This window comes from Nostoc sp. (assembly GCF_036917415.1).
Taxonomy (GTDB): Bacteria; Cyanobacteriota; Cyanobacteriia; order Cyanobacteriales; family Nostocaceae; genus Nostoc.
This window is the reverse complement of sequence record NZ_JBALDJ010000041.1, coordinates 1-11077: the sequence shown is the minus strand read 5'-3', so window position 1 is coordinate 11077 and position 11077 is coordinate 1. Positions and strand designations below refer to the sequence as shown.

The 11077-nt window shown below is 40.6% G+C and carries 14 protein-coding genes and 1 pseudogene; 8 read left to right on the top strand and 7 right to left on the bottom strand.

Going from position 1 to position 11077, the window contains the following annotated elements; all coding sequences use genetic code 11:
• Positions 1-291: 291 nt before the first annotated feature.
• From V7K41_RS07335 to V7K41_RS07320, 4 genes are all read right to left on the bottom strand, one after another.
• Positions 292-1137, bottom strand: coding sequence for a NifU family protein (locus V7K41_RS07335; protein WP_334846842.1), 846 nt, complete (start codon positions 1135-1137; stop codon positions 292-294).
• Positions 1138-1287: 150 nt separating this feature from the next.
• Complete coding sequence (locus tag V7K41_RS07330; RefSeq protein ID WP_334846840.1) at positions 1288-1512, bottom strand: hypothetical protein; 225 nt, start codon at positions 1510-1512, stop codon at positions 1288-1290.
• A gap of 8 nt (positions 1513-1520) precedes the next feature.
• Positions 1521-1787: a hypothetical protein gene (locus V7K41_RS07325; protein WP_334846838.1), complete on the bottom strand. Its 267-nt coding sequence runs from the start codon at positions 1785-1787 to the stop codon at positions 1521-1523.
• A 72-nt stretch (positions 1788-1859) separates the two neighbouring features.
• Positions 1860-2828 (bottom strand): hypothetical protein, encoded by a 969-nt coding sequence (locus tag V7K41_RS07320; RefSeq protein WP_334846843.1) that lies wholly within the window; start codon positions 2826-2828, stop codon positions 1860-1862.
• 470 nt (positions 2829-3298) lie between these two features.
• Here V7K41_RS07320 and V7K41_RS07315 point away from each other — a divergent pair, with 470 nt between their 5' ends.
• The 4 genes from V7K41_RS07315 (at position 3299) to V7K41_RS07300 (ending at position 6074) form a co-directional block, all read left to right on the top strand.
• Entirely contained in the window at positions 3299-4138 is an 840-nt protein-coding gene (locus V7K41_RS07315) for an Rpn family recombination-promoting nuclease/putative transposase (RefSeq protein ID WP_334846836.1), read from the top strand.
• Positions 4139-4158: 20 nt separating this feature from the next.
• Entirely contained in the window at positions 4159-4344 is a 186-nt protein-coding gene (locus V7K41_RS07310) for a hypothetical protein (protein WP_334846835.1), read from the top strand.
• Between the two features lie 93 nt (positions 4345-4437).
• Complete coding sequence (locus tag V7K41_RS07305; protein WP_334846833.1) at positions 4438-4671, top strand: hypothetical protein; 234 nt, start codon at positions 4438-4440, stop codon at positions 4669-4671.
• A gap of 440 nt (positions 4672-5111) precedes the next feature.
• On the top strand, positions 5112-6074 hold the full coding sequence (locus tag V7K41_RS07300) for a hydrogenase small subunit (protein ID WP_334846832.1): 963 nt from the start codon (positions 5112-5114) through the stop codon (positions 6072-6074).
• On the opposite strand, the gene V7K41_RS07295 is transcribed toward V7K41_RS07300, so the two are convergent.
• On the bottom strand, positions 6071-6280 hold the full coding sequence (locus V7K41_RS07295; RefSeq protein ID WP_334846831.1) for a hypothetical protein: 210 nt from the start codon (positions 6278-6280) through the stop codon (positions 6071-6073). The two genes, V7K41_RS07300 and V7K41_RS07295, sit on opposite strands and share 4 nt — an antisense overlap.
• A gap of 7 nt (positions 6281-6287) precedes the next feature.
• Between V7K41_RS07295 and V7K41_RS07290 the strand changes: the two genes are divergently transcribed.
• The gene (locus V7K41_RS07290) at positions 6288-7883 is read left to right on the top strand and encodes a nickel-dependent hydrogenase large subunit (protein WP_334846830.1); all 1596 of its coding nucleotides are present in this window, start codon (positions 6288-6290) and stop codon (positions 7881-7883) included.
• A gap of 104 nt (positions 7884-7987) precedes the next feature.
• On the opposite strand, the gene V7K41_RS07285 is transcribed toward V7K41_RS07290, so the two are convergent.
• On the bottom strand, positions 7988-8752 hold the full coding sequence (locus tag V7K41_RS07285; RefSeq protein ID WP_334846828.1) for a hypothetical protein: 765 nt from the start codon (positions 8750-8752) through the stop codon (positions 7988-7990).
• Between the two features lie 184 nt (positions 8753-8936).
• On the bottom strand, positions 8937-9368 hold the full coding sequence (locus tag V7K41_RS07280; protein WP_334846826.1) for a DUF1294 domain-containing protein: 432 nt from the start codon (positions 9366-9368) through the stop codon (positions 8937-8939).
• 316 nt (positions 9369-9684) lie between these two features.
• Here V7K41_RS07280 and V7K41_RS07275 point away from each other — a divergent pair, with 316 nt between their 5' ends.
• The 3 genes and pseudogenes from V7K41_RS07275 to V7K41_RS07265 all read left to right on the top strand — a co-directional run bounded on the left by V7K41_RS07275 (position 9685) and on the right by V7K41_RS07265 (position 10991).
• Positions 9685-10107 carry a hypothetical protein gene (locus tag V7K41_RS07275; RefSeq protein ID WP_334846825.1) on the top strand — a complete coding sequence of 141 codons (423 nt, stop codon included), beginning with the start codon at positions 9685-9687 and terminating at the stop codon, positions 10105-10107.
• Positions 10108-10376: 269 nt separating this feature from the next.
• Positions 10377-10499 (top strand): annotated as a pseudogene (locus V7K41_RS07270) (element excision factor XisI family protein); the annotation flags it as partial.
• Between the two features lie 18 nt (positions 10500-10517).
• Complete coding sequence (locus tag V7K41_RS07265; RefSeq protein ID WP_334846824.1) at positions 10518-10991, top strand: hydrogenase maturation protease; 474 nt, start codon at positions 10518-10520, stop codon at positions 10989-10991.
• Positions 10992-11077 lie beyond the last annotated feature (86 nt).

The window sequence follows — 11077 nt, the reverse complement described above, 5'->3', positions numbered from 1 at the left end:
AAGTCAAAGCTTATTTTGAGTAAGTCAAAGTTAGTTTTGCTTGCGGAAAACACCAAAATGAGTAAGTCAAAGCTTATTTTGAGTAAGTCAAAGTTCATTTTGCTTTCTCAAAACCCTAAAATGAACAACTAAATTACACAAATCAGAAAAGATTATAAGATATTGACAAAGCATTTAGAGCTTTTGCTTACACACAAGGCTAAAGTGAATGTGCGAACTACTGATATGAAAAAGCAAAATAGCTGTGATTTCCTAATTACCAAGTATATTTACCCAAATGTTACCTTCGCATCATAATTGTTGCAGTTTCACAAAAACCTTATCGTCTTTAATTTTTACTGGATACGACTGAAGTGAAACATCAGGTGCTGTTAAACATTCACCTGTCTCTAACTTGTACTGAAATCCGTGGGAAGGGCAGGTAATAATACCATTTTCAACTTTACCCCGATCTAGGGCAGATCCTAGATGAGTGCAAGCATTACGGTAACATATTACTATAATACCTTGACGATGTAAAATTAATGAACTACCAGCAAGTTGTACTGCCAATACACTAAATTCAGGAACTTGCTCAATAGTCGCCACTTTAATCCAAGTAGAAGTTATTTTTGAAGAAAATGGACTGATTAAACCAGAAGTTGTGTTGTTACCTATAGGGTTATTGACCGCAACTACTTTGGTAATTTCGGGACAATGGTTTTTGATTGCCTGTTCTACTCCCTGAGATAAAGTCAAAGTAGAAGCCAGACAATTGCTGCAAGTTCCTATTAATCTGACTTCTACCGTATCTGGAGGCTTAATTGCCACTAGTTCTACATCCCCATTATGGCTTTTTAAACCTGGGCGAACTTCTTCAAGGGCTGTTTGAATTCGCTGTGCTAATGGTGGTTTTGGTGGTTTTACTAGTTCGTGATAAAGCAGCACTGCGTATACTACTTCATCAGAAACAGCATGACGTAAAGCTGACATTGATTCTTGCTTGAGGCTTTTAATCAAATTAGTCAAAGCAGCTTTATGCAAAGCCTCAATTGCTCTTTTAAGACCAACTGCTACACACCGTTGGCTTTCATCCCACTCGGATATAATCGCCTCAAAACGGTTAATTTCCTGAACTAATTCTTCAAGGTTTGGCATGGAGTAGAAGAATTTTAGATTTTAGATTTTGGATTTTGGATTAAATAATCCAAGATTGAACATGGGTATTAGGAAACAACTAACAACTAACAAATGACTAATGACAAATGACTAATGACTAATGACTAATGACTAATGACTAATGACAAATCACTTCATTTTAAAGTCCTTGAGGAGAAATGGCATAATCATGCCTGTCACTAAGCTAGATAATATTATTGGTAAGTAGAGGGGAATTGGGGCTTGTGCGAGTAACACTAGCAGTAAGAAACCTATAGCAATACCAATAGTAGTTTGCTTGACAAAATACACTGGGTCGCGTAGTAACTTTCCTTTAAAAAATAACTTGGCTGAAAACCATCCTATCTCTAACATGTTGTCTCCTAATAATTTGTCAATAAATTTAAGGCAGCAAGCCCCAAGAGGATGGCGGGAATTACACCCGCAGGGGCAAATAATGCACCAAGCATTGCTGAAAACTGATAGCCTATATCTTTACCAGCTAACAGCATTCCGCCAATTGCACCGCCGATCATAGAGAAGGCTGTGGCAATGATTAACCACACAAATTCTGTTGCTATGTTCAAGTCACCATCTGCTAAACTCGTGATAAAATTTATCAGGTTTGAGTAGGTAAAAATATCTCTCATGCTGTTTTGTCCTGATTGTTAAAGTAAAAAGTGAAGAATTAGGAAGCAAATTAGATTCATAACTCATAACTCCTAACCCTTCATTTCTGCTTCTACATCTTGTAGCGCTTGGGCTACTACCTCTGCTTGTCCAATTTGTTGGTATTTGGTAAAGATTTCTAAAGCCTCTTGATAGTAGATACGCGCTTGTAAAAGATTTTGAGGATTACCAGCTTCTGGTTTTTCCTGGTTGTCTGGTAAGTTGAATAGGGCGTTGCTTTTGTTAGAAATTGTGTTAGCGTATTCTACAGGTGTATCTTTGGCGTTACGCACTTTTAGCGCTTCGTCATAAGCTGCGATCGCTCTTAAATTATTCTCCACAGGATGGGAACTCACTAAATATTGCAAAGCGTTACCTAAGTTGTTTTGCAACATCGCATATTCTCTAGGATGATCAATCAAATTAATATGCTTTAGTGCTACCTCAAATGATTGCACAGCTAACCCTTGACGCAAGTATTCCCGTTCTGATGCTAGGGGCATAGAAAGGTAAGCGATCGCAATATTGTTATATAAAATCGCGTATTCCTGGGGATAATCTTCCCAAGTAAACACCCGCAAAGCCTCATGATAAGCCTGAATGCTGTCAGTTATCCGCGCCAAATTAAATGGCACAAGTGACTGCAACACCAGCCCAAAATTCATCTGTGTCTCTGCTACTTCCTCTGGCAAAGCCAATTGCTGTAAAATCGGTAACGCCTCTTCATAACCGACTTTCGCTTGCATCAACAGTTGGTAATCAGCATCCGGTATTGCCTGTAACGTCCCTGCCATCCCCACTTGCGCCCTGGCTTTTAGTAGGGGGTATTCTTCACCACACATTTGATATGCTCGGTAATATAACCCAACTGCATTCCGCAAGTCTTGGGCTGTTTTGGGCTTTTTTTGAAAACCCTGTGCGATCTCAATCAGCATTTGGATTTTTTCCTCTGCTGAGGCTGACTCCGATGCAACAGCTGCTAACGCAGCCTTCACCGCCGAATCTGTAATGCTGGGGGTCATAACTCTGCCGTACTCTAGCCAATTGGGAATTGAGTCTGTTAACACCCATGAACGATCGAAACACGCGATCGCATTTCATCACGGGCCATACTGATTTACGCAGGCTTCGAGTCCTTTAGGCGGAATTCCCCTTTTTTGTCTGAGACTAGGATTAGTAACTGGGGGTTAAGGAAGAGTTTTCCCAGTACCCAATCCCTAGTCCCCAATCCCTAGTCCCCAATCCCTAAAATATAAAACACCCTATTTATAAAATTCTAGGGGGTAATTGCCAATATTAATGTCAGCTTTAAACACCTAATATTTTTAAAATACTTTTTGTATCATCACTCGACACAATTCAAATATTATTTATTGAATTGTTGACATACCATATATGCACTATCTTATCAGCTAATTTTTGTATACTCCAAAGATTCGCCACGGGATCGTTGAAGTGTAAAATATGTTCATCAACTGTAAAACAAGCTCCCTTGAAAACAGACAGTATCTTCTATCGGATTTTTCAGAGTATTCCCACTACTTTCTTTGAGTTGATTAACCAACCGCCCCAACTAGCTAGTGTTTACCAATTTTCTTCAGTCGAAGTCAAACAACTGGCGTTTAGAATCGATGGCGTTTTCCTCCCAAATGCAGCAGAACTACCCATTTATTTTGCCGAAGTGCAATTTCAACCAGACAAAAAGTTCTACTCACGTTTATTTACTGAAATCTTTAACTATCTTGACAAAACCGAATTAACCAACAATTGGCGTGGTGTTGTCATCTTCCCCAACCGCAGCGTTGATACTGGAGATACCGAGAGATATACAGAATTACTCAACTCACAACGAGTAACTCGCGTCTATCTTGACGAATTAAGCTCAATTGAGGCATCATCAATCGGCATAAAGACAGTTAAACTTATCATTGAACCCGAATCAACCGCGACAACAAGAGCTATCGAAATAGTCAACAGCGCCCGACAGCAAATTTTAGATGTCGCTACTATTAGGGAAATTATACAATTGATAGAGACGATATTAATCTATAAGTTGCCGCGATTGAGCCAAGAGGAGATCGGAAAAATGTTTGGATTAAATGAGTTAAAGCAAACTAGATTTTACCAAGATGTTTTTGCAGAAGGTAGGCAAGAAGGTAAACAAGAAGGTAGACAAGAAGGTAGACAAGAAGGTAGGCAAGAAGGTAAGTTAGAAGCTAAGTTAGAAACTATACCCCAGTTATTAGGGTTTGGTTTAAGTATTCAGCAGATAGCTCAAGTGTTAGGTTTGGATGAACAACTTGTTAGGCAAGCTGCACAACCGAAATCCTAGAACAGGAGGAGATCGGAAAAATGTTTGGATTGAATGAGTTAAAGCAAACTAGATTTTACCAAGATGTTTTTGCAAAAGGCAAACAACAAGGTAAGTTAGAAACGATACCCCAGTTATTAGCGCTGGGGTTGAGTATTGAGCAGATAGCTCAAGCGTTAGGTTTGGACGAACAAGTTGTTAGGCAAGCTGTACAACCAAAATCCTAAAACAATAGGGTGCACGAAGGTTTAACAGTGCGTTTAATAGAGACGATATTAATCTACAAGTTGCCGCGATTAAGCCAGGAGGAGATCGGAAAAATGTTTGAATTAAATGACTTGAGGCAAACTAGATTTTTCCAAGATGTTTTTGAAGAAGGTAAAAAAGAAGGTAAGCGAGAAGTTTTTGAAGAAGCTAAACAGGAAGCTAAACAAGAAGTTAAGTTAGAAGTGATACCCCACTTATTAGCGTTTGGTTTCAGTATTGAGCAGATAGCTCAAGCGTTAGGTTTGGACGAACAACTTGTTAGGCAAGCTGCACAACCAAAATCTTAAAACAACTGATATATAGCTGACGGGGTGCAAAGTCTTGTACCCCAATATTTTGCTGAATTTTACTTGGTTATCACATTAAAATATGACTGCTTAAAATACTCATACTTTTGTACAAATTAACAAATAGCAGTAATTATTACAGAGTTTTAACAGTAATGAATTCAGTAAACGAGATTATTTAACGTCAGTAACTAAAAAACAATAATTCTGTTTTTACTGTATTTTATTTGTTAAATCTGTTACGAATATAACAAACATAATAATTTAAAACAATCTCGTAAAAACTTTAGCTATTGTTAATGATTAATTCTTTTTTAATGAAATAGAATTCAATAAAAAAATATCTTAAAATTGAAAAATAAATATTGATAAACAGGTGAGACTTTACAAGTATTATCACCTACATCATGCATGGGAAACAATAGAAAAACACATAGCCGATGACTAATGTACTATGGCTACAAGGTGGTGCTTGTTCGGGCAACACTATGTCATTTCTCAACGCTGAAGAACCGACAGTCTGCGATTTAATTGCTGACTTTGGCATCAAGGTACTTTGGCATCCATCTTTGGGAATGGAACTAGGCGAGAACTTGAAAACACTGCTGCAAGATTGCATTTCTGGCGCAATTCCCCTAGATATCTTGGTATTTGAAGGCAGTGTTGTTAACGCCCCCAATGGCACTGGCGAATGGAATCGGTTTGCCGATCGCGCCATGAAAGATTGGTTATTAGACCTCGCCAAAGTTGCTCAATTTATCGTCGCTGTAGGAGATTGTGCCACATGGGGAGGAATTCCTGCCATGTCACCCAATCCCAGCGAGTCGGAAGGCTTGCAATATCTCAAGCGTCAAGAAGGCGGTTTTTTAGGGAAAGATTTCGTATCACAAGCTGGATTACCTGTAATTAATATTCCCGGATGTCCCGCCCATCCCGACTGGATTACGCAGATATTAGTTGCGATCGCTACTGGACGCATAGCAGACATTGCTTTGGATGAACTAAATCGTCCCCAAACCTTTTTTAACAGCTATACCCAAACAGGTTGTACCCGCAACGTCCACTTTGCCTACAAAGCCTCAACTGCCGAATTTGGTCAGCGTAAAGGCTGCCTATTCTATGACTTGGGTTGTCGCGGCCCCATGACTCATTCCTCCTGCAACCGCATCTTATGGAACCGCGTCTCTTCCAAAACTCGTGCTGGAATGCCTTGTTTAGGTTGCACAGAACCAGAATTTCCCTTCTTTGACCTCAAACCAGGAACTGTATTTAAAACCCAAACAGTGATGGGAGTTCCCAAAGAATTACCGCCAGGAGTGAACAAAAAAGAATACGCCTTACTCACAATGGTCGCCAAAGATGCAGCACCACCTTGGGCAGAAGAAGACTTTTTTACAGTTTAGTCATTAGTCAGTCGTCCTTTGTCATTTGTGAAAAACCAATGACCAATGACCAATGACCAATGACCAATGACAAATGACCAATGACCAATGACCAATGACAAATGACCAATGACAAATGACCAATGACCAATGACCAATGACCAATGACCAATGACAAATGACCAATGACCAATGACCAATGACAAATGACCAATGACAAAGGACAAATGACAAATGACAATTCAATCATTAGATATATCGCCCGTCGGTAGAGTTGAAGGCGATTTAGATGTGCGAGTCGATATTGAACATGGACGTGTAGTCAACGCTTGGACACACGCCGAATTATTTCGCGGATTTGAAGTTATCCTACGCGGTAAAGACCCCCAAGCTGGATTAATTGTCACACCTCGGATTTGCGGAATCTGCGGCGGTTCTCACCTAACCTGTGCATCTTGGGCATTAGATACAGCTTGGGAAACAGAAGTTCCCCGCAATGCAATTTTGGCGAGAAATCTCGGTCAAATTGTTGAAACAATTCAAAGTATCCCCCGCTATTTTTATGGTTTGTTTGCCATTGATTTAACCAATAAAAAATACCGCAATAGTCGCTATTATGAGGAAGCTGTGAGACGTTTTGCTGCTTTCACAGGCAAATCTTATGAACTAGGCATAACAATTTCTGCTAAACCTGTAGAAATTTATGCACTATTAGGCGGACAATGGCCCCATTCCAGCTATATGGTTCCTGGTGGTGTGATGTGCGCCCCTACTTTAACAGACATCACCCGTGCTTGGGCGATTCTGGAATATTTCCGCACCAATTGGTTAGAACCAGTATGGTTGGGTTGTTCTTTAGAACGTTACGAACAAATCCAAACTTATGACGACTTCAGGGACTGGTTGGATGAAGACCGAAATCATCGAGATTCCGACTTAGGTTTTTATTGGCGGATGGGTTTAGACATCGGTTTAGATAGATATGGCGCTGGTGTTGGTAAATATGTCACTTGGGGATATTTAGCCCATGAAGATAAATACCAAAAGCCGACTATCGAAGGACGAAATGCGGCGATGATTATGAAAAGTGGAGTGTACGACAGCTTCGCAGACACTCACACCTTAATGGATCAATCATTTACCCGCGAGAATACAACCCACTCCTGGTATGATGAAGGCACAGCAGACCTTCACCCTAGCGATCGCACCACTAAACCCACTGCAATTAATACCAAAGACTTCGATAACGCCTACTCTTGGTCGAGTGCAGTCCTTCACAAAGACTTCGGACGTTTGGAAACTGGCCCGTTAGCGCGGCAATTAGTAGCTGGTGGTAAACATGGCGAATCTTGGCAACACTACGACGGATTTATCCTCGATGTATTCAAACGGATGGGTGGCGCTAGTATCCATGTGCGTCAGCTAGCACGACTTCACGAACTTGTCAAGTTATATCGCCAAGCCGAACACTGTTTGCGCGAATTCAAATTAAACGACCCCTGGTATATTAAACCCACAGAAAAAGATGGTCGCGGTTGGGGTGCAACAGAAGCAGCACGCGGTTCCTTATCTCACTGGGTAGAAGTAGAGGGCGGTAAGATTAAAAATTACCAAGTCATCGCCCCAGGTACTTGGAATATTGGCCCTCGTGATGGTGAAGGAATTCGCGGTCCCATTGAAGAAGCTTTAATTGGGACACCCATTTATGATTCTAGCGATCCGGTGGAAGTTGGTCATGTGGCGCGATCGTTTGATTCTTGTTTAGTGTGTACAGTTCACGCTCATGATGCTAAGACTGGTGAAGAGTTAGCGCGTTTTCGCACTGCTTAATTGATTATCGGGTGCGTTAGTAATACTCGTTTCACTTTAATAATCATACAAATACGCTGGTAAGGGCACAGCATTGCTGTAACCTTACCAGAAATCTATATATATCAGGATTTGGGTGAAATGGTATAAAGGCTAGTCTCTCCACTACAATGCTCTGTTAAACCTTGAGTAACACTTGTATGCTCCTGAGTCTGGGTATGCTTCTTTGACAAATCAGCTTGCGATCGCGATCCTTTTGCATACAAGTTGACTTGCTCTTGCGAGTGCATCTGATTGGAATCGTAGAAATAGCCCGTGGAAGTTTCTTGCTCTCGTTCAACTTTCCAAACACGTGTATTGGTTATGTAATCGGGCTTGTCTTTGAAAGGTGTAACGAAGGCAGGGCAAAACCATTGCAGTCTATTATTTGGTTGAGCGCCAAAGTTTCCATTATCCAAAGCAATAATGTGAGCGCATTTATGCCCACCTTCGCCCGCTTCTTCAGAATCTTCATTGCCATACCAATCGAGGGTAAACATATACTGTCCACCTTCCCAAGCTCCATCCTTTAGATGAACTTTAACTCTATTTTCAGCTAGTCGATCAAATTTGGTACAGGTGATTTCATAGCTAAAGCAGTCCCAAAATTGCAAATAATCAACTGGCATTGGAGACGCGTTTATCTTATGACATAGAGCATTTATTGGTAAGCGCCAGATCACAGCGCCATTGTCAGTCAGGACATGAAAACCAAGTGCCCTGCCAGAAATTGAGGAAACTCCAAATACGCACACTTGAATGAACTCATTGTGATGTGCGGTGCCATCGTAGAGAAACTCTTTGCGAAGATAGCAGTAAAACCGAGGAATATTAAGATTTAGAGTTGCCATAGATTGCAATTTTCCTAAAATATTAGCTTTGCAATTGTTCCCATCTTTCAATGCAGTCTAACGGTAAGCATCATTAGCAGCAGACATAAAACGAAATAAACAAGAGTTGCCAAACCGTGCGTAGGCGTAGCCCGTCGTAGACATCACCTTTGTACCACTATGACAATCAAACGAAACTTACTTATCACCTAAAAGCAATACCAAAAAACAGATTTATCAACGCCTTACCAAAAAATAGCCAATCTAACCAAAATACAATGTGAAGAATTGCTATTACCCAAAATACAACTTGATAAGAAACTTTACTGCTTTTGTGACGTAGCCTCTGTTGGGCAACAAATGCACCTAACCAACCACCCATAAATTCGCATAGATGTAAAGTATTTTCTTGCCTTCTCCATCGTCCTTGTTGTGCACGAGATTTATCATCGGCATATAGCCTAAAGGTAATTAAACTCATGACAGGATAAAGAATTAGAGGAATTGGGTTGCCAGTTGTGAGTGCAAGATGAATTGAACCCAACCCAGGTAGCAAAGATAGAAGTAATGTCTTTCGTAGGGGCACGGCACTGCCCATTGGTGTCAACTTAACGCTAAACCCGCTTGGTGAAAACATTTTGCCCTCACCCCCAGCCCCTCTCCCAAGAGAGAGGGGAGCTAGACATTCAATTCCCCTTCTCCCAAGGGAGAAGGGGTTAGGGGATGAGGGCGTGAGGGATTTACAAAACGCCTGTCTGATATAGTTTTCGGCTGAAGTTGACACGTATGGGCAGTGCCGTGCCCTTACACTTCGCGATTAATCTTGTACCGCATCTGAATGGGAACCGCGATATATTCAAAACTCGTAGCCTACCACACTAAAACTTATAGAAACAGTGCGTTAGGCTGGCCTTAATTCACTTCAACAAAACAGAAATTTACAAGGTAAGCTTGTGTCTGATTTAGCGCTCCATAATTATCTCCCTCGCGTTCCCGATGCAGCATTGCAAGAATACATAGAATGGTGTGTTTTAGAGCAGGCTAAAGCCGCAGAATGTAACTTTACTCCTGATAGAAGCAAGTTAGATAATTTGCCACCAGAAGACTACGTTCCTAAACTTGTCGAGCAGTTCATGAAAGTTAAACCAGACCCAATTAAAGCCGGTTTGGTAGCTGCGATCGCTGGCAAGGAAGCTGACAAACATGATTTATCTGGTTTAGCGATCGCTGCTGATTTTGTATCTCTTTATGTTAAGTATTTAATTCCTAAAGAGGGAAGTACTAAAGAACAGGCTGAAGAGATATTAACTAAAGCATCACAACATCAGTATGAGAAACTGACTGAAGTTGCCAAGAAACATGGTGTAGAATTCTAGTTTCCTGCTGATAATTTCGTTTTCAGAGGCTTTGTCTGTATTATTAGTCAAAGCCTCTGTTTCAGTCACCGAAACAGTGCTGAGTGCTGAGTAACGAGTGCTGAGTAAAAAAGTAATAATTGCACTCAGCACTTTATGTCTGAAGCCACGGCTTTTAAGCCAAGGAAAAATAAATAAATATTTATTTCGAGATGCATAGCGCATATTTAATACGTCCAAGATCAATCCCCTAGATTTATCTATGGGGTTACTCAACACTCAGCACTCCTGAATACTGGACTGAAGAAGGTATTGCCACCGAATTATTAAACGCAGGGGTTCCCCAAAGTGATATTGTGTTAGCTTTCCATCCTCCGAGCGATCGCGCTTTAACAGAATTTGCAACTGCTTAAACAATTAAATCTTATTCCATGCTAACTATTATCGGTTGCGGCAATCTCAATCGCAATGACGATGCAGTAGGCGTAATCATTGCCCAACGCTTACAAAAATATCTAGCTGAAAACTCTTACCCTAATGTGCGAGTTTATGACTGTGGCACCGCAGGCATGGAAGTAATGTTTCAAGCTAGAGGTAGTAAACAATTAGTAATTATTGATGCAAGTTCAACTGGTTCTGAACCGGGTGCTGTGTTTAAAGTTCCAGGAAAAGAACTGGAAGCTTTGCCAGAACCTAGTTATAACTTGCACGATTTTCGTTGGGATAATGCTTTAGCCGCCGGACGAAAAATCTTTCAAAATGACTTTCCCGAAGATGTGACAGTTTATTTAATTGAGGCGGCAAATCTTGGTTTGGGACTAGAGTTAAGTCCTGTTGTCAAACATTCTGCTGATTTGGTTTTTGAAGAAGTAGCTGCACTTATCAGCCAGAATATTAACTTTTAATTAACAATCCAAAATCTAAAATCGAATTACGCCCAATCTCGATAAACAGAAAGTTCATCTACCCTCATTTCAAAAGGTATGCCTTG